The sequence below is a fragment of the Mycobacterium sp. ITM-2016-00318 genome (assembly GCF_002968285.2).
Classification (GTDB): Bacteria; Actinomycetota; Actinomycetes; order Mycobacteriales; family Mycobacteriaceae; genus Mycobacterium.
Genome location: NZ_CP134400.1, coordinates 1,791,166 through 1,809,487 on the forward strand (window position 1 = coordinate 1,791,166; position 18,322 = coordinate 1,809,487).

The following is an 18,322-nucleotide window of genomic DNA, read 5'->3' on the forward strand; positions in this document are numbered from 1 at the left end:
TCGCTGCCAACATCCGATGCCGGGAATCGATGAGCGCCGAGCACCGCCCGACGGCGAGTGCGTCGCAGGACGAGGGGCGCGTAGCCAAGGCTGCGGCAGATTCGGGGCTTTCCGCGTTGCGGCTTGAGGCGGTGGGGCGAACTTATGGTTCTGGGCAGACAACGGTGAGCGCACTCAACGATGTCGACCTTGACATCCGATCGGGTGAGTTCGTCGTCCTTCTCGGGCCATCTGGTTCGGGCAAGACGACGCTTCTCAATCTGGCCGGCGGTATCGAAGAACCAACCCATGGACGAATCTTGGTGGCAGGCAAAGACATTGCCACATTGAACGCACGGGAGCGGACGGCGTACCGACGAGATCGGGTCGGCTTCGTGTTCCAGTTCTTCAACCTAGTGCCCACCCTGACCGCACTCGAGAATATCGAGATTATCGCCGAACTCGCCGGCGAGGATTCCGCTCGGCGCAGTCGCGAGGCGCTCGTGGAAGTCGGCCTCCCTGACCTCGCCGACCGATTTCCCGGCCAGATGTCCGGCGGTCAGCAACAACGGGTCGCGATTGCCCGTGCGATTGTCAAACAGCCGCCCTTGTTGCTGTGTGACGAACCGACCGGCAGCCTGGATCTGGCCACAGGACGGCAGGTCCTCGCGGTACTGCGAGAGCTGGCCCGGGATGGGCGCCACACCGTCGTCTTGGCGACGCACAATTCGGCGATCGCCGGGATTGCCGATCGGGTGGTGTGGCTGCACTCCGGAACGATTGCCCGTCAGGAGCGGGTAGCCGCCCCCGTGCAGGCGCAGTACCTCGACTGGTGAGCCGCATCTTGCTTCGCAAGGTGCGTCGTGATCTATGGCGGCGGCGCTGGCAATTCCTCGCGGCGGTCGTCGTGCTCGCGATCGGTGTCGGGGTGTTCGTCGCAGCCACAGACGCCTACGCCAACCTGAAGCAATCCTTCGACCGGACGTACGCCGTGCAACTGCTGCCAGACGCCGTGCTCAGCGGCCCCGGCACGTTCGGCCTCCACGAGGCTGCTCGAGCCCTTCCAGGCAACCCGATCGTCGAGCTCCGCCAGCAGGCCGACGTGCCCATCCGCATCAACGGCCGCACCCTGTTCGGCCGCGCGGTCAGCGTGCCAACGGAGACTCAACCCGCGGTATCGAAGTTGGCGCTGCAATCAGGTGATCTTCCCGGCCGTGGGTCGGTGCTTGTGGAAGAGCACCTCAGCGAGTATTACGGTCTGCGCCCGGGCAGCAAGGTCGAACTGCTCGGACCGTCCGGTTGGCGCCGCGTGGTCGTATCCGGGTCTGCTTTGTCGCCCGAGTATTTGTGGCCCGCCCGCTCGCGGGCGGAAACCTTGACCACGCCGGAGTATTTCGGCGTGGTGTTTGTGCCGGCATCCGATATGGCGCAGGTCGCGGCCGAGCCGACGGATCAGTTGTTGGTATACGCACGCGATCGTAACCAAGCGCAGGCATTGCTCACCGCAGCAACGGAATTAGCGCGCTCGTATGGAACGGTGATCATGTCGCGCGACGAGCTACCGTCCTACACTTTCCTCAACGAGGGCGTCGAATCAGTGCGCACGTTCGCGAGGATGCTCCCGTGGGTGTTCCTAGTCGCAGCGGTGGTCGGCACTTATGTGCTCTTGTCGCGGCTCGTTTCCGCGCAGCGAGCGGTGATTGGCACGCTATCAGCCAACGGATTGTCGGGCCGAACAATTATTCGCCACTACCTGTCCTACGGCATGGCGGTCGGTTTTGCAGGTGCCACGGCGGGGCTGATCGGCGGCTATGCTCTCGGCGGCTGGTACACGACCCAATACACTCAGGCGCTCGGACTGCCGCTGCGGGTGACGTCACTGCATCCCAGCAGTCTGATCATCGGGGCCATGGTAGGCGTGGCGTCAGCCGCACTCGCTGCGTGGGCCCCGGCGCGCGCCGCATCTGGAATCAGTCCGGCGCAAGCGATGAGAATCTCGCCGCCCGGCGTACGCGGCTTCGTGAGCGTCGCGGAACGCCTGCTGCCACCACTGCGGCGGATGCCTACACGCTGGCGAATGACGTTGCGCGGCATCACCCGCAACCGCCGCCGGACCATCCTCACCGTTGCCGGGGTGGCGAGTTCAGTGTGCCTGGTGATGGTGTTCGCCGGCATGCGCGACACCGTCAATAGCGTCATCGATCGACAGTACGGAGAGATCGAACGTCAAGACGCTCAAGTCCTCACCGCCGCGGGTGCTGCCGACTCCGTCGCGCGTACTCTGCGTAGCGACCCTCAAGTCGCCGCCGCAGAACTATTCACGCGGTTGGATGTCACGGTGCAGAGCGGGAGGAACCGCTACGACACCCTGCTCATCGGCTTGCCGCGCACAACCCAAATGCACCGCTTCATATCGGCCCGATCTAGCCGCAGCCTTCCCCGCGACGGTGTGCTGCTGGGAGAGGGCTTGCGGACAATCCTCGGCGTGGCCGTAGGGGACCGAATCTCAATCACCGATGTGCGCAAGGGAATCCGCCTTCAGCAACCCGTGGCCGGTTTTGTCGATGAGCCGATGAGCCCAGTGATATACATTGCGGCCGAGCAATTATCCGCCCTCCCGCCGTCGGGCGTCATGCTCAGGATGGTCCCCGGCGTTGACCAGGACGCAAAGCGGCAGGCGGTGACGGTGCTGCCTGGTGTGACCTCTTACTTGTCTACAGACTCGATGTCGGCGGCCGTACGCAAGGCGTTCAAGCTGTATAACGTACTGGTTGCGCTGACCCTGGTGTCCGCCGCTGTGATGGCCGCGGCGCTGCTCTATAACGCGATGTCGGCCAACGTTAGTGAACGTACCGGCGAACTTGCCACATTGCATGCAGTCGGAATGGGCGCCCGGATGCTGGGTCGGTTGGTGGCATTGGAGAACATGATGCTGGCCGTGATCGGTCTGCCGATCGGTCTGATCGCCGGAATGCTGCTCGCTGAGTGGTTCTTGTCCACTTATATAACCCAGGGATATCAATGGCATCTGGCGATGCACTTTTCGACGCCGCTCTTTGTCGTCGTGGGGATCCTGATTGCGGCATTGTTGACCCAGATTCCGACGTTCCGCGTGCTTGGGCGAATGGACGTCGCGACGGTCGTGCGTGAGCGGTCCTTGTGAGTCGCGCTCGGCGCCGCGCAACCAGCACACCGTTGCTTTCGATCGTGGGCTGACCGCCGAGAGACGACGGGGAATCAACGGCCGCCACTGCCGCCGCGACTCGGCGCTGTCCTTCGCACCGCACCTCGGAAGCCGGCAAGCGCGCTCGACGTAACGCCACCACTATTACGTCGCGTAACACCCGAGACGTATCGGCAGGCCAGCGCGCACCTACGTAATAACACCAGGCAACCATCGATGCACTTCAAGGGCTATTTGCACCATAGCGCCGGGGTTCGAGTCCCCTTAGCTCCACGCTTTTTCGCAGGTCAGAGGGCCATATGTAATCGATTGTCTTCACTTGTCGACGGTTTCAACGACAGCAAACAACCCTTTGACGGCAGCGAAGTGGTGTTGCTGCCCCGCACTTTCGGGCAGGTCGGCCATCGGAATCTGAACCCGGCCGTGCGCATACCTTGCCCGATGGCTGGATTCCAGGGAAAGCGGTCGCTGTGGCGTGCCCGGCAGTGATGTTGGCGGCGCCGGCGTTGTCTCCCGCGAAGGTCGGCGTCCTCATTCTGTGGGTTCTCGGCCGGCAACGATCATGACGGTGATCGCGTTTGAATTCTTTGGTCTGCCAGCGTGAGTTGCGGTCGCCGCCGTCGAAACTCATCTGAAGCACGCAGGCGCCAGATGGGCGAGCTCATCCGATGAATCTCACTCGCCAGCGTTTATTCGCAGCTCAGGGCGGGTAATTGCCTGCTCATCAGTCAGCGGTTCAGCGAAGCGTGGCGTACGCATGGGGCCCTCGGAAACCAAAGGTGTGACGATCACAATGACCGACCGTGAGTCGGATGAAAACACGGCGCCGCTACCCGTGGCGGTCAAATCGCGCGGCGACACCGACGCGCCGACCTCACTGGTACCCGGAGCAGTCATCGCCGGGCGATACCGGCTCATGGCGATTGTCGGGGCGGAAGATCATGTGGAGTTCTGGCAGGGTACTGACACCGTGACAGGCAGTCTGGTGGCACTGAGCCTGGTCGACGTCGCCGGTGAACTGCCAGTCGAGCGAGTCAACGAAATTCTTTCCCGAACGTCTCGGCTGCGGGGGTTCGACGTGCGCGGCGTCGCAAGAATCCTCGATGTCATCCAGACCGGCGATCTCGGTGTCGTAGTAGCAGATTGGATTCCCGGCGGTACCCTGCGGGAGGTCGCAGACACCTCCCCGAGCCCGACGGCAGCTGCAGCGGCGTTGGAGTCGCTCATTGTGGCCGCGGAGCTCGCCCGCGATGCCGGAGTGTCGTTGAACATCAGCCACCCGAGTCGCATCCGGATCAGCACCGACGGTCATGCCGTCCTGGCGTACGCCGCCACTATGCCCGAGACAACGCCGCAGGATGATCTCCGTGGGATAGGCGGCATCCTTTACGCACTGCTCATCGGCCGCTGGCCTCCCCAGGAGGCGATGCCCAGCGGCTGGCCGCCGGTCGACCTGGAGGACGCCGGCTGGCCCAAGGAGCCAGCGGCCATCGACCCCAGCATCCCCTTCCTGATCTCCATCGCCGCAGTCGGCCTGCTCCGTCATGAAAGTGGCGTCGGAAGCGCGTCAGAACTACTGAGTCTGCTGCGCCACGGCCGCCCGGCCGTGACACCTGCTAGGCCACAAGATAATTCGCGCCTGCGCATCATGCCGGTGCTGGCTCCTCCGCCTCCTGGCGCTTATGCGACATTCCGCAACGTCGACACCGCCGCGCAGGTTATGCAAGCACGGCGGCAGATGATGAAAACCATCCTCGTGGCGTCTGCGGCGATATTCTTCGTTGCCGTGATGTCACTGGGCTCGACCCTGAATCGTGTGCTCGGTGATTCAGATGACGTTGCTGCGCTGGATGCTGACCGGCTCGGTCTTAGTCCAAGTAGCTCCGCGGCCGCGGCGCCGCCGTCCTCGCCTGACTCAGTGGGCCAGACAGCCGCAGAAGCCTCTATCGTCCCGGTCAAAGCAGTCGTCTTCTCGCCAGGGGGATCGGCTGACAACCCTCAGGATGTGGGCAAGTCCATCGACGGCGATCCCGCCACGGCTTGGTCTACCGACCGGTACTACGACGCGGATCCCTTCCCGAAGTTCAAGCAGGGCCTCGGGCTATTGCTTGAGCTGCCGCAACCTACAGTTCTCAGCTCACTCACCATCGACCTCAGGAGCACCGGCACCTTTGCCGAGATCCGAAGCGCTGCTGACGAAAACCCGAAAACTCTTGCTGACACAACAGAACTGAGCCCACGAACGCTCCTGCAGCCGGGCCCCAACCGCATCGAGCTGAGCACCCAAACTCCGGTCAGTACCGTGCTCGTCTGGATCTCCACTCTCGGCGCCACGGACGGCAACAACCGCACCGAAATCTCAGAGATCACGCTGTCCACGACAGCGCGCGCCTGATCCGCGGACAGCACCGGCCTAACCTGCGCAGCGCCATGATTTCTGAGGCCGCGCCGACGAACGTCGTCTTGCCAGCCCCGAATCCGCCGGAGATGACGATCTTCGCCGGGGCGACGCCCCATGTCTCAGAGTGCTCGTAGGCCACTCAGGGTCCTTGTTCTCAGTCACATCGTTCGTCGATTGTCTTCGAGTCAGCGGCGGTGGCGTGCATCCACAGATAACCTTGAGCCACCAGGTCGCCGACCAGTAATCGCGTCGCACCGAGCTCGATCACCGTTACCACAGGCACCGTGGCGCACAAATAGCGAAGATCGTCGCTCGCGGATGCGGCCAGCGGAGCACTGTTCATCATCGAGGCGGCCATCTCCTCTTCACGATAGGAGTGCAGCCAGCCGGGCATTGAAATGCCAGGCGAAATATCTTCGTCCGGGCTTCGCCGTTGCGCATTCAGATGCGCGGCATCTCCACTGCTCACTCTCGGCTTGAGGATGACGACAAGCATGAGGTCATGGCGTTCTGTCCCAGTTTTCACACTGGACTCTCGGAACGAGCCGACTCCAGCAATACGGACTTGCGAGTAGCTCGGGTCGTGTAGATAGGACCGCATGAAGGCATCGGCGTATGTGGGTCGCGTTGGGGGACTGGCGGTCGCCCTGGGAATCGGGGCCGTGCTCGCCTCTGGCAGTTGGGTGGCGTCGGCAGAAACGGGCGACCCCACCGGCAGCGGCACGCAGGGGCCCACAGCAGGCAATGTCACGAGCGGATCGACCCCAGGCGCGTCGACCAAGCGACCCGGCCCGAGGAGCAAGCCACAGACTCAGCCGGGAAGCGCATCGGCCGAGTCGTCGGTTGCAGGGTCCAGCGCCACGGACTCGACGACCTCCACCGGAACCACGGACGGCGACCCGAGTGTGACCCCGAGCAGCCTCAACCGCTCATTGAAGGCAGGTGACTCTAAGAACGGGTCAGCGTCTCACCGCGGCAACCGAAACCGCGGCGCCGCGTCGAATCGGAGCGACTCTGACCGAAAGTCCGACTCGGGCAGCGCCACTGTCAGAAGCGCAGCCGTCGAATCGTCGACACCGTCCGATCGCGTGAAGACACCGCCATCGAATGGTGCTGGAATGCCCGCCGCACGTCGGGCTCAGTTTGCCGTGGCAGCGAGAGACAGTACGGACCACGTGAACCGAACCCGCTCAATGGCAACGACGGTCGTTGGTGCGGCGCACGACATCGGGCCAGCGAACGCGCCCTCCGCTGCACCTCAGACGATGGCGCCGACCAACGCGGTGACACAGGCGATCACGGCGACCACCGCGTTGCTGGGTCTAGATGGCTTGTCGCCGATCAAACACCCCACCAATCCGTCCGGGTCCGATCCGCTGACGTGGGCGGCGCTAGGCGTGGCCAGCCGTCGGGCGATCGGAGCCGAGTCGAAGCTCGGCGGTCAAGACACCGCCGTGAACGCATTCACGGTCGAGTCGCCCGACGTCGACCGCACCTCACTTGGGACGCCCGCTATCGGCGGCGGCACGGCAACCGATGCACTCGGGGCCGCGCAGCAGGCGTCATCGCCCGCCGCCTTGGTCGGCATCGTCGTGTACGACCCCCTCCATGACGTCACGCAATTGTGGATCGCCAGTCCGATCGGCCAAGCAGTTAACGGGGTCATCAACACCCTGGCCGGCTCCTATGTGATCGGCAACGGTTCGGCAGGTACTGCGGAGCGTCCCGATGGAAGTACCGGTGGTTGGTTGCTGGGCGACGGTGGCGCCGGCTGGAACAGCACGGTGGTGGGTATGGCCGGCGGCGCCGGCGGGACCGCCGGGCTGCTCGGCACTGGCGGACCCGGCGGAACAGGAGGCGCCGGCGCAGCCGGCGGTGCTGGGGGTGGAGGAGGACTCCTGCTGGGCATCGGCGGTCTCGGCGGGGACGGCGGAGCTGGAATCGCCGGCGCGCGCGGAGGTGCAGGCGGTGTCGGTGGCGGTGGACGCGGGCTGCTCTTCGGTCTGGGCGGTGACGGCGGCAACGGTGGTGACGGTGCGGTGGGTGGCATCGGCGGCGACGGCGGTAACGGCTCGATGTTCCTCGGCATCGGCGGCGACGGTGGTGATACCGGCGACAGCGGGATCGGCGGCCCGGCAACCGGCTTGGTCGCGCTCGGTGGCGCAGGCGGCATCGCGGGATTCTTCGGCACCCACGGCGATGTCGGCGCCTTCGGAACCATCGCCGGATTCCCGCCGAACGTCGGCAACATCGAAAAGCTGACGACCACGGGGACCTGGGTCACCAACAGCGATGGGCAAGTCGTCATCATGCACGGGGTCAACGTGGTCTACAAGCTGCCCCCGTATCTCCCTTCAGCAATGGGCTTCAGTGACGACGACGCACAGTTCCTGGCGGACAACGGTTTCAACGTCGTTCGGCTCGGGGTCGATTGGGCTGCGGTAGAGCCCGAGCCGGGTGTCATCGACACCGAATATCTAGCCGGAATCGATCAAACCGTTCAAACTTTGAGCGACCACGGCATCTACACGGTCATCGATATGCACCAAGATCTGTACAGCGCGGAGCTCCACGGCGAGGGCGCACCGGGATGGGCGACCCAGACCGGTGGGCTCCCCAATCCCGACCTGGGTGCACTTGTTGGCCAATTCGCCGTCAACTACTACCTCAGTCCTGCGCAGAACCATGCATGGGACGCGTTCTGGGCGAACTCCGACGCACCCGACGGCGTCGGGCTGCAGAACCACTACGCGCAAAGTTGGCAGGCCATCGCCAATTACTTCGCCGACGATCCCAATGTGATCGGATACAACATCATCAACGAGCCGTGGCCCGGATCGAGTTGGCTCCTTACGATTTTGAACGGTTCCTTCTTCGGCACTCAGCAGCTGACCCCGCTATACAATCAAACGATCGCCGCAATCCGGTCAGTCGACCCGAACACACCCGTGTACATCTCGCCGGCAACTCCCGCGGTCGACGAAATCAGTGCGATACTTCTCGGCCAGCCCGTCGTACTTGGCGCGATCTCCGACCCGAACACGGTCCTCGAGTATCACGGCTACGGCAACCTCGGCGGCATCAGTCTGAGCTCCATCATCGGACCGATCCTCTCGGGTCGCGCCGCCGCCTATGGTGCAGCCCACGATATGCCCGCGTTCTTGGGGGAATTCGGGGCCACCAGCGACGCCTCCTCGCTCTCGGCTGAAGCGCAAGCTGCCGATGCGAGCCAGATCAGTTGGGCGAACTGGGCCTACTCGGGCGTCGGCGAAATCACCAGCGCTGCCAGCCCCAGAGACCAAGCCTTGGTTTACGACCCGTCCCTGCCACCCGTCGGCGACAACGTGAACGCGAGCAACTTGCAGGTGCTGTCCAAGCCATACCCGCAGGTGATCTCCGGAACACCCCAAGGCTGGACGGTCGATGACGACGGCACGTTCAAGTTCAAGTACTCCACCGCAAGGGTCGACGGATCCGGTGACTTCGCGGCCGGCTCGCTCACCACGATCTCAACCCCGGTTGTCCAATACCCCAACGGATATAAGGTCGCTGTTACCGGTGGTCACGTCGTCTCCGCTCCGAATGACCCAAGACTCGTCATCGCATCCGATCCGGGCGCCACCACCGTCACTGTCACTGTCACTGTCACTGGCGTGGCTGCCACACCAGGATCGGTGCTCTCCACATGATGAAGTATCGGCGATGAATTCGGTGTCTGCGCTCGAGAGACATTGATGCGCAACCCTTAGACGGCCACGCTCGGAACGGCACACACTGCGCTTACGCACGGGGCCGGAGAGCCAGCGCGGACAATCGTCGCTATGCGACGCCGCGTTCACGTCAGGGCAGAGGTGTTCACATCGACGACGCGAAGGACGCTACTGAAAGCGAGAACACCGAGCTTGACACCTGGGACGCTGAAGCCGAACCAGACCAGCAGGCATCAGGTCATCTCGAGCGTGCCACGATCACCGGTACGCGGGTCAGCAGCACTACCGCCGCGCTGATCGAGCCCAGTAACATTCCGACGAATCCTCCGCGGCCATGACTGCCGACCACGACGAGTTGAGCAGCCTTCGACAAGTCGACAAGTTCGCGAGCTGGTTCGCTTCGCACAACGACACGGCGCACCGGTACATCGGGATAACGTTCGGTCCACCCAGCCAAACGCTCGGCCAGCACCTCGTCTTCCTTCGCCTTCAGCTCGGGCCACGGGGCACCGCCAAAATCGAAGGCCGAGTCGAAGACGTTCACGTCACTCCAGGCGTGCAACGCCACCAGACCTACGTTCCGGCGTGAGGCCTCCGCAAACGCGATTTCGATTGCCGCTTCCGACGCCGGCGAGCCGTCGATGCCCACAAGCACCGGGGCCTGCGCGTAGATCGACCTCCGACGGGCTGTCGTCATGGATTATCGCGACCGGACAGTGCGCGTGATGGGCGAGCCATGGGGGCATAGGTCACCGATTCGGGATCCGTAGTGCCCTAGGTCAATGATCGGGACGAGGCTTCACCGGCATAGCGGCGACCAACGGCGTATCGACGCCGATACGCCCGATGCCTTCCGCCCCACCCGGCGAGCCCAGCGGCGCGTCGCGCCCGGGCAGCACCGTCTGGAAGAACGCCGCGTTGTCGGCAAGATGCGGGCGGTCGTAGTCGGGAAGATCGGTCTCCCACTCGATCGCCTCCATGCGGCATACCAATCTGCACGCGCCGCAGTCCACACACTCGTCGGGATTGATGTAGAGAGACCGCGCACCTTCGTAGATGCAGTCCGCCGGGCATTCCTGCACACAGGACTTGTCCATCACGTCGACGCAAGCCGAACCGATCACGTAGGTCATGGACTGACTGTCGCAGACCGGCGCAGCGCTGCGGGGGAGTCAAACGGCACCTTCAGGAATGACCTTCGTCCTCTGGGCGCCGTTAGCAGGCGGCCCACAACTTCCACGCTCGAGCTCGTGACCCGACAGTCCTGACCACCAGCCTCGACTGCCCAAGTCACTCGGATCCAGGGTCTTTGTGCCCTCTTGATCTTGGCGCGGTACCGGCAATCTGAAGGTGACTTATCACTGTTCGACTGAAGGTGTAGAGACCAATGAGTGCAAATTTCCCTGACAACCAGACCGTCCTTGCGGCACTGATGCTGGCCGGACGCGCTCCATCAGTGCACAACTCGCAGCCATGGCAGTGGCGGGTCGGAGAGCGAACCCTTCATCTCTACGCCAACCCGGATCTACGGCTGCCCCACACTGACCCGGACGGTCGCGACTGGATGCTCAGCTGCGGGGCGGCGCTGAACCACGGCCAGGTTGCCTTCGCTGCCCTGGGATGGCAGTTCAAGGCTCATCGGTTTCCCAACCCGGATGATCAGAATCATCTGGCGTCCATAGAACTTCATCGTTATGTGGCTACCGAAGTGGACATTGCGTTGGCCGCCGCCATCCCTCGCCGACGTACCGATCGGCGCCATTACAGTGCGTGGCCGGTGCCGCCCCGAGACATCGCGCTGATGGGTGCTCGAGCCGCCCGTGCGGGCGTCATGCTGCGCCGAGTCGATGCGCTGACCAATCTCAAGAGCCAGGTTGCGGAAGCGGCACATCGGCACATCACCGATCCGGACTATTTGACCGAATTGACAACGTGGAGCGGACGCTACGCGTCCACGGCAGGCGTTCCAGCGCGCAGCACTCCCGAAGCCGATTGGGATGCCGCGTTGCCTGCGCGGTCTTTCGCAGGTCCAGTCTTGGCTCAGACGCCGGGCGACGCGACCGCAGATGACAGTGCGGTGGTAGTCGCCCTGGGTACCGCCACCGACGACAAGGTGTCGCAACTTCGCGCCGGCGAAGCGACAAGTTTGGTGTTGTTGACCGCAACGGCCGCCGGCCTGGCGAGCTGCCCGATCACCGAGCCGCTGGAGATTCCGGAAACACGCGCAGCGGTAGGGGCTGACTTATTCGGTGCGGAGGGCTACCCGCAAATGCTGTTACGCATCGGCTGGGCGCCGGTCAACGCCGACCCATTGCCCGGCACACCTAGACGACCGCTGAATGAGTTCGTGAAGCGGCTGGATGGCAACGCGTTTAACTAACGGCAGCATCATCGATGCAGGCGAGGCCAACCTCAATGCTGAGCACCGGCCCCTCGCGACGCTGGGTGATCGGCCAATGGCATCGCTGAGAACTCGACGCATTGCATAGTTTTCGAATTGGGTTCTACCGCGCTCAACCTGCTGCACCATTCGACCGTCCCAGTGATGGTCTGCCGCGCCGACGGTGCTGAAGGATCTGCGAGTCGGAGCTGAGCCAAGGAGCTCACCATGGAGAACTTACCTGATATCGCCCCTGTCGTCATTGGCATCGATCGCTCTAAATCAACTGCACGCGAGGCTATTTGGGCGACCGAGGCCAAGTTGCTATGAAAAGCGGACCGCTCGCCGATGTTCGTCGGCCGCGGGGGGAAGGACTGGAATGGCCGCGATGGCAGACGCGGACGGCTATTGCTCGGAATCTTGCCGATGTGGGCGGTCCAGTTTGGAGATGAATACCGCGGCCTGCGTGCGCCGTTCCATGCCGAGTTTGGCCAGCAATCGCGACACGTAGTTCTTGACGGTCTTTTCCGCGAGGAACATTCTTGCGGCGATCTGCTTGTTGGTCAGGCCCTCGCCGAGAAGATCGAGTAACACGCGTTCCTGCTCGCTGAGGCCTGACAACGGATCCGACTTTTCCGCGGCTCCGCGAAGTTTGGCCATGAGCGCCGCCGCCGCCCGGTTGTCGAGGAGGGAACGGCCCGCCCCGACGTCCTTGATCGCTTGGGCCAGTTCCATCCCCTTGATGTCTTTGACGACGTATCCGCTGGCGCCGGCCAGTATCGCGTCAAGCATCGCCTCGTCGGAGGTGAACGATGTCAACATGAGGCACCGCAAGTCCGGCAGCCGGGACAGCAGGTCTCGGCACAACTCGATGCCGTTCCCGTCGGGCAGCCTCACGTCAAGCACCGCTACGTCGGGTTGGAGAGCCGGTATCCGGGCCATCGCCTGCGCCACCGAACCCGCTTCGCCCACGACCTCGAGCTCGGGATCGGCGGTCAGCAGGTCCATCAGCCCCCGCCGGACGACTTCGTGGTCGTCCACCAGAAAGACTTTCACCATGTGAAGTCCTCCAATCGCCGTCGACCATGCAGGAACTGCTCACAATACGTTCTGCGGTTCGCAGATCAACACCGAACAGTTGGTGCTACGCAGTGCACTACAGCCGGCAGGGCCGAGGAGTTCTGTGATTCCGTGGGCGCGATCATGAGCAACCACGACTAGCTGAATGAACTGTGCCTGATTCGCGAGATAACTGAGTAAGTGGCCGCTAGGCGACGTTTGCGGCGGCTCGATCCGAGCGTCCCAAGCCTCGTACAGTGCCATCGATTTGTGGTCGATTCTTCGTCCGCCGACTCTGTAAGTGACACTATGGAGACGTGATCGACGGGACCGGGTCGGAGTTTGAGCCGGCTACGCAACCACTCCGCGACACCCTCTCGCAGCTGCGGCTTCGTGAGCTGCTCATGGAAGTCCAGGACCGCGTCGAGCAGATCGTCGAGGGCCGTGACCGGCTCGACGGACTCCTTGACGCCATGTTGGTGATCACGTCGGGTCTCGAACTCGACGAGACCCTGCGCACCATCGTGCACACCGCCATCCAATTGGTCGACGCGCGATACGGGGCCCTGGGTGTCCGCGGTCATGATCATGAGCTCGTCGAGTTCATCTACGAGGGCATCGATGAGGCGATGCGCGAAGAAATCGGCCACTTGCCGGAGGGGAGAGGCGTGCTCGGCGTATTGATCGACGATCCCAAGCCCATTCGGCTCGACAACATCGCCCACCATGCCGCATCGGTCGGCTTCCCCGCGCATCATCCCCCGATGAAGACCTTCCTCGGAGTTCCGGTGCGCATCCGCGACGAAGTGTTCGGCAACCTTTACCTGACGGAGAAGGCGGGCGGGCAGCCGTTCAGCGAAGACGACGAGGTGCTCGTCATGGCTCTGGCCGCCGCCGCCGGCATCGCGATCGAAAACGCCCGGCTGTATGAGCAGTCCAAGATCCGTCAGTCGTGGATCGAGGCAACCCGCGACATCGCGACCGAACTGTTGTCCGGCACCGATCCGGCGCGGGTGTTCCGACAGATAGCCGATGAATGCCGGGTTCTCAGCGGCGCTGAGTTGACCTTGGTCGCCGTGCCGCAGGACCCGGAAACGCCGGGGACAGATGAGAACGACCTCATCGTCGCGGCGACCGCGGGCGATGGCCACGGTTCCTCCTTGACGCACATTCCCGTCAATGGGACGGCCGTGGGTGAGGCTTATCTTCAGCGAAAACCGGGGCGGTTCGACGGTATGGAACTCGCGCCGGGGCAGATTACGCGAACCGGGCCGGCCCTGGTCCTGCCGCTGCGCGCGACGGATACGGTGGCCGGCGTGTTGGTTGCGCTTCGCCGAGCAGGAGCGCAACCATTCAGGGCCGACGAACTCGACATGATGGCCGCCTTCGCCGACCAGGCGGCCGTGGCATGGCAGTTGGCGAGTACCCAGCGCCACATGCGCGAGCTCGACGTCTTGACCGACCGCGACCGCATTGCGAGGGATTTGCACGACCATGTAATCCAGCGTCTGTTCGCTGTCGGGCTGGCGTTGCAGGGGACGATTCCGCGCGCACGTGTCCCGGAGGTGCGGGAACGGCTGACCGATTGCGTGGATGATCTTCAAGAGGTCATCCAGGAAATCCGCACCGCGATTTTCGACCTGCACGGTGCCAATTCGGGGATCACAAGGCTGCGTCAACGACTTGACGAAGCCATCGCACAGTTCGCCAACTCGACGATGCGCATGACGGTTCAGTTCACCGGTCCGCTCTCAGTCATCGACGCTGGGCTTGCCGACCACGCGGAAGCTGTTGTGCGCGAAGCAATCAGCAACGCTGTTCGGCACGCAAGAGCCACCACGCTGACCATCAACGTCGTCGTTGACGATGAGCTGCGCATCGAAGTCGTCGACAACGGTTCCGGCATCAAAGGTGACGTCACAGGAAGCGGGCTCACCAATCTACGTCAGCGCGCCGAAGAAGTAGGCGGCTCATTCGCACTTGAGGCTGTGCCGGCGGGCGGGACCAGGTTGAAGTGGTGCGCTCCTCTGCCCTGAACATGCCCGGCCTGATCAGTTCGTGAGTGGCAGACTCCACCGCACGTGCGTTCTGCCTGCCGGCGGAGTGATGAAGTCGCGTGTGCCAAGAAAGCAGCCCGCTCTGACGTTGGGGCGTTGAGCGGGTGACAATCCGTTGCTCTAGACGGCCGCGCCCGCAGCGCTACCCGATTGATTCTGGTGAATCTGATGGAGGAATCGTCCGATGGCGGCGACAACCGCGCCAGTGCGTGCACCGTCGACCAGATCGAAACCATGGCCGACGCCTGGCAGCTCGACATAGCCGACGGTCGCTGCGGACACAGATCGCAGCTTGTCGACGAACGCGCGCGCCTCTCCAACGGGAATGAGGCTGTCACGGCTTCCGTGCACCACGAGAAACGGTGGCGCGGCTTCGTGAATTCGATCCACTGGCGATGCCGCTTCAAACACCTCGGGGTGGCGAACCTGCGAGCGCTTGACGATAGCGCGCTCGAGGAACTGCATGAACCGTGCGCGCTGCACCGTCGAGCGGTCCTGCCAGTCGTAGAGACCGTACAGGCTCACGACGGCATCGACGGATGTGTCAGCGTCAGCGGGTAGTTCGGTTTGCCACCGTGGATCGTTGGCGGTCAGTCCGGCCAGCGTCGCCAAGTGCCCACCTGCCGAACACCCAGCGGCAACAATGAATTCGGGGTCTCCACCGAATTGGGCGACGTTGGCGCGCGCCCACGCGATCGCAGCTTTCACATCGGTCATCTGACGCGGCCAGCGATGTTGCGGGCTGGTCCGGTATTCGAGGGACAAACAGACCCAGCCTCGCCTGACCAGATGGGCCATCAGCGCATGGCCCTGCAGTGTCCGGCTTCCGAAGACCCATGCGCCGCCCGGAATGTAGACGAGCACCGGAGCGGGAGTGCCTGGGTGTTCCTGGCTTCGCCATACGTCGAGTACCTGGCTGGGGTGATCACCGTAGTGCACAGATGACCGATGCACGTAGCGGCGCTGCCCAGCCGCCTTCCACAGGGGAGCGCGCTGCGGATGTGACGGCCACGGATGTGAAAGGTCGTCGGCACTCACGATGCCCTGCAGCGCTTCCGTCAATACCGTCGGTGTCAGGGCGAGTTGTTGACGTCGGAGTTGGTAGCCGCCCGGGTCGAAACGCGCGCTGGCCATCGCCGAGACGATGCCGGGAAGATATGTCCTTCCGCACACACCGAGGGCTGCCATGCCGCTGATTGGCTGAATATGCCGCCCGATCACCGGAGTCGACGCGGATACGGCGCTCAGCGCAATCAAGTAGTCGCCTGGCTTTGCTCGAGTCATCCACCGGAGCTGGGACCGGACGGTGCGAACTGCCTGTCCAGCGTCGACTCGAGGCATCGCTGCAGCGTACGCGCGAGAGACACTGCTGCCTACGGTATCGGCCAAGCCGTAATGAGATTTGCTGCTCCGGTGCCGGTCAAGGTCTTTCTGAGGATGGCGCGTAATCCTTTACAGCTGCGACGGCGCCTTGCGTGTGGCTCGGGGGATCGTGGGGAAGGAACTACGGAATGGATCAGCTGAGCTGGACCGACGACATGATGTTTGCGCGCCGCCGCCCCCTGCCCTCGACGGCAGATCTCATCGGGCGGACAGCGATCAACGGTGTGCGCTCCATCCGCTGCGCGCGGGCAAGGTCCTCATTCCCAGCGCTCTTGGCGCGCTGCGTCACATCACAGAGCTGCCAGGCAAGCTTGCCGGCGGGGTAGCGGCCGCGCTGGCCTCGGGATCGGCTCATACTTTGCGCCGAGCACGCGATTCAACGGCGCGGCCACACCACACCGCGCGTTTGACGCACGCTTTCACGAACTGGCCGATTTCAAGCGGATCAAGGCATGTGTGCCGAATCCGACCCATCAACGACGAACCCTTGCTCCGTCGGAGGGGCGCTTCGCCGTTATCTGAATAGCCACGGAGAGTTGCCCGACGAAACTCTCGTTGCCACATGCCCGGCCTCGATTCGGTCCAGCAGCAAAACCGGTAGTGCGGCAACCGACTGTTCGGCCGGCTGCACGCGCTCGAAACCACGATCGCAGACCCGCTCGAACGACTGGCGGCGATGTCGACGACACCTCCGCGTTTCGCGACGCTGCCGATACCTCCAGCAACACCCGGTTGATGGACCTGGTGGGCACAGTGCCCACCACACTGATCGGAGTCACCATGAAAGCCGCTACGGCAGTGCGTGTTTCGGGCCCTCCGATCGCCAATACTACAGTGAGCAACGTGCCAGGCCCGACCGATCCGATCTACTTCGCGGGCGCTCGCCTTATGCGGGTGACGGAAGCGTCTCGATCGGGGTGACAGCTGATCGCAGTGCGTTCGGATCGATGCTCAACGCGGCACAGTAGCCTAATCACATTCCCATCCAACACGAGGCTGACAGTCCGATCCGAGTTGCTGTGCTCTCGCCGATCGCGTGGAGGACACCGCCTCGGCACTATGGGCCGTGGGAGCAGTTCGCGTCGCTTCTCACCGAGGGTCTGGTGGCAGCCGGCCATCATGTCACCCTGTTCGCCACTGCAGACTCGATCACCGCGGCCAGCCTGCACGCAACGGTGCCGTGTGGCTGGTCTGAGGATGCGACGATCGACGCCAAGGTCGCAGAGTGCCTGCACGTCGCCTCGGTATTCGAGCGCGCCGGCGAGTTCGACATCATTCACAACGGGTTCGACTTCTTGCCGCTCACGTACAGCGATCTCGTCACGACACCGGTGATTACCACGATCCACGGCTTCTCGTCCGATCGGATCATTCCCGTCTACAAGCGCTACGACAGCACCATCGCGTATGTGTCGATAAGCGACTCCGATCGACACCCAAGTTTGCACTATGCCGCCACGATCCACCACGGCATCGACATCGACGAGTTCGCAATCGATCCCAGTCCGGGTGAGCATCTTCTGTTCTTCGGACGGATCCACCCCGACAAGGGAACCGCCCACGCGATCGAGGTCGCCCGACGATGTGGCCGTCGGCTCGACATCGCCGGGATCATCCAGGATGAGCAGTACTTCCGAGACGAGGTCGCGCCGCATGTTGACGGCGAGCAGGTGCGCTACCTCGGCGCTGTCGACGCCTCTATGCGCGCCGAAGTGCTGGCAGGCGCGCATGCACTGCTTCACCTGATCGACTTCGACGAGCCGTTCGGTTACAGCGTCATCGAGGCGATGGCCTGCGGCACACCCGTTATCGCCAACTCGAGAGGCTCGATGGGTGAGCTGATCGCACACGGGGTGACCGGCTTTCTGGTTGACAGCATCGATTCGGCGGTGGCCGCGGTCGCTTCAACCGGCGAGCTTGACCGGCGCACGATCGCCGAATCGGCCTCCGACCGGTTCACAGCCGCCGCCATGATCGACAAATACATCGAGGTATACCGCGACGTCATCAACAACCGGAAATGACACTGTCGCAACAGACTTGGTGGAAGTCTGCTGTGGTCTGCCAGATTTATCCGCGCAGTTTCCGCGGCTGGTCGTTCGACCCGTCCGGCGGTGATGAGCTAGTCAATCTTCACGTATTGCTTCAGGGGTGCTGTCCGGGCTTCGT

13 protein-coding genes and 2 pseudogenes are annotated in these 18,322 nt (G+C 63.4%); 8 read left to right on the forward strand and 7 right to left on the reverse strand.

Features of this window, described 5'->3' with window-relative positions; genetic code table 11:
- Positions 1-29 precede the first annotated feature (29 nt).
- The 3 genes from C6A82_RS08680 (at position 30) to C6A82_RS08690 (ending at position 5,558) form a co-directional block, all read left to right on the forward strand.
- Entirely contained in the window at positions 30-815 is a 786-nt protein-coding gene (locus tag C6A82_RS08680; protein ID WP_105342335.1) for an ABC transporter ATP-binding protein, read from the forward strand.
- Positions 812-3,142 carry an FtsX-like permease family protein gene (locus C6A82_RS08685; protein WP_105342337.1) on the forward strand — a complete coding sequence of 777 codons (2,331 nt, stop codon included), beginning with the start codon at positions 812-814 and terminating at the stop codon, positions 3,140-3,142. The genes C6A82_RS08680 and C6A82_RS08685 overlap by 4 nt, the downstream gene beginning before the upstream one ends.
- A gap of 814 nt (positions 3,143-3,956) precedes the next feature.
- Positions 3,957-5,558: a protein kinase family protein gene (locus C6A82_RS08690; RefSeq protein WP_311101749.1), complete on the forward strand. Its 1,602-nt coding sequence runs from the start codon at positions 3,957-3,959 to the stop codon at positions 5,556-5,558.
- A gap of 25 nt (positions 5,559-5,583) precedes the next feature.
- Here the strand turns inward: C6A82_RS08690 and C6A82_RS08695 are convergent.
- A pseudogene (locus C6A82_RS08695) lies at positions 5,584-5,703 on the reverse strand (ATP-binding protein); the annotation flags it as partial.
- 15 nt (positions 5,704-5,718) lie between these two features.
- On the reverse strand, positions 5,719-6,060 hold the full coding sequence (locus tag C6A82_RS08700) for a hypothetical protein (protein ID WP_199193584.1): 342 nt from the start codon (positions 6,058-6,060) through the stop codon (positions 5,719-5,721).
- Between the two features lie 697 nt (positions 6,061-6,757).
- Here C6A82_RS08700 and C6A82_RS08705 point away from each other — a divergent pair.
- Positions 6,758-9,253 carry a cellulase family glycosylhydrolase gene (locus tag C6A82_RS08705; protein ID WP_105341790.1) on the forward strand — a complete coding sequence of 832 codons (2,496 nt, stop codon included), beginning with the start codon at positions 6,758-6,760 and terminating at the stop codon, positions 9,251-9,253.
- Positions 9,254-9,512: 259 nt separating this feature from the next.
- Here C6A82_RS08705 and C6A82_RS08710 read toward each other — a convergent pair.
- Positions 9,513-10,008: pseudogene (locus C6A82_RS08710) on the reverse strand (universal stress protein); the annotation flags it as partial.
- A 45-nt stretch (positions 10,009-10,053) separates the two neighbouring features.
- The gene (gene fdxA / locus C6A82_RS08715; protein WP_311101750.1) at positions 10,054-10,407 is read right to left on the reverse strand and encodes a ferredoxin; all 354 of its coding nucleotides are present in this window, start codon (positions 10,405-10,407) and stop codon (positions 10,054-10,056) included.
- 254 nt (positions 10,408-10,661) lie between these two features.
- On the opposite strand from fdxA, the gene C6A82_RS08720 reads away from it, so the two are divergent.
- A complete protein-coding gene (locus C6A82_RS08720) occupies positions 10,662-11,654 on the forward strand; it encodes an Acg family FMN-binding oxidoreductase (protein ID WP_105341965.1) in 993 nt (330 codons plus the stop codon).
- A gap of 405 nt (positions 11,655-12,059) precedes the next feature.
- On the opposite strand, the gene dosR is transcribed toward C6A82_RS08720, so the two are convergent.
- Complete coding sequence (dosR, locus tag C6A82_RS08725; RefSeq protein ID WP_105341963.1) at positions 12,060-12,713, reverse strand: hypoxia response regulator transcription factor DosR/DevR; 654 nt, start codon at positions 12,711-12,713, stop codon at positions 12,060-12,062.
- 404 nt (positions 12,714-13,117) lie between these two features.
- Here dosR and C6A82_RS08735 point away from each other — a divergent pair, with 404 nt between their 5' ends.
- On the forward strand, positions 13,118-14,749 hold the full coding sequence (locus C6A82_RS08735) for a GAF domain-containing sensor histidine kinase (protein WP_105341967.1): 1,632 nt from the start codon (positions 13,118-13,120) through the stop codon (positions 14,747-14,749).
- Between the two features lie 141 nt (positions 14,750-14,890).
- On the opposite strand, the gene C6A82_RS08740 is transcribed toward C6A82_RS08735, so the two are convergent.
- Together C6A82_RS08740 and C6A82_RS08745 are read right to left on the reverse strand one after the other, a co-directional pair.
- Positions 14,891-16,111: an alpha/beta hydrolase gene (locus tag C6A82_RS08740; RefSeq protein ID WP_105341961.1), complete on the reverse strand. Its 1,221-nt coding sequence runs from the start codon at positions 16,109-16,111 to the stop codon at positions 14,891-14,893.
- A gap of 175 nt (positions 16,112-16,286) precedes the next feature.
- The gene (locus C6A82_RS08745; RefSeq protein ID WP_233216983.1) at positions 16,287-16,508 is read right to left on the reverse strand and encodes a hypothetical protein; all 222 of its coding nucleotides are present in this window, start codon (positions 16,506-16,508) and stop codon (positions 16,287-16,289) included.
- 425 nt (positions 16,509-16,933) lie between these two features.
- Between C6A82_RS08745 and C6A82_RS08750 the strand changes: the two genes are divergently transcribed.
- The gene (locus C6A82_RS08750; RefSeq protein WP_311101869.1) at positions 16,934-17,074 is read left to right on the forward strand and encodes a WS/DGAT domain-containing protein; all 141 of its coding nucleotides are present in this window, start codon (positions 16,934-16,936) and stop codon (positions 17,072-17,074) included.
- Between the two features lie 98 nt (positions 17,075-17,172).
- Positions 17,173-18,177 carry a glycosyltransferase family 4 protein gene (locus tag C6A82_RS08755; protein WP_199193813.1) on the forward strand — a complete coding sequence of 335 codons (1,005 nt, stop codon included), beginning with the start codon at positions 17,173-17,175 and terminating at the stop codon, positions 18,175-18,177.
- The last annotated feature ends 145 nt before the right edge of the window (positions 18,178-18,322 follow it).

Excerpts from the sequence above, each read along its gene's own strand:
- C6A82_RS08680 (WP_105342335.1), top strand. The coding sequence starts at position 30 with ATGAGCGCCGAGCACCGCCCGACGGCGAGTGCGTCGCAGGACGAGGGG.
- C6A82_RS08690 (WP_311101749.1), top strand. The coding sequence starts at position 3,957 with ATGACCGACCGTGAGTCGGATGAAAACACGGCGCCGCTACCCGTGGCG.
- C6A82_RS08700 (WP_199193584.1), bottom strand. The coding sequence starts at position 6,060 with ATGCTTGTCGTCATCCTCAAGCCGAGAGTGAGCAGTGGAGATGCCGCG.
- C6A82_RS08705 (WP_105341790.1), top strand. The coding sequence starts at position 6,758 with ATGGCAACGACGGTCGTTGGTGCGGCGCACGACATCGGGCCAGCGAAC.
- fdxA (WP_311101750.1), bottom strand. The coding sequence starts at position 10,407 with ATGACCTACGTGATCGGTTCGGCTTGCGTCGACGTGATGGACAAGTCC.
- C6A82_RS08720 (WP_105341965.1), top strand. The coding sequence starts at position 10,662 with ATGAGTGCAAATTTCCCTGACAACCAGACCGTCCTTGCGGCACTGATG.
- dosR (WP_105341963.1), bottom strand. The coding sequence starts at position 12,713 with ATGGTGAAAGTCTTTCTGGTGGACGACCACGAAGTCGTCCGGCGGGGG.
- C6A82_RS08735 (WP_105341967.1), top strand. The coding sequence starts at position 13,118 with ATGGAAGTCCAGGACCGCGTCGAGCAGATCGTCGAGGGCCGTGACCGG.
- C6A82_RS08740 (WP_105341961.1), bottom strand. The coding sequence starts at position 16,111 with ATGCCTCGAGTCGACGCTGGACAGGCAGTTCGCACCGTCCGGTCCCAG.
- C6A82_RS08745 (WP_233216983.1), bottom strand. The coding sequence starts at position 16,508 with ATGAGCCGATCCCGAGGCCAGCGCGGCCGCTACCCCGCCGGCAAGCTT.
- C6A82_RS08750 (WP_311101869.1), top strand. The coding sequence starts at position 16,934 with ATGAAAGCCGCTACGGCAGTGCGTGTTTCGGGCCCTCCGATCGCCAAT.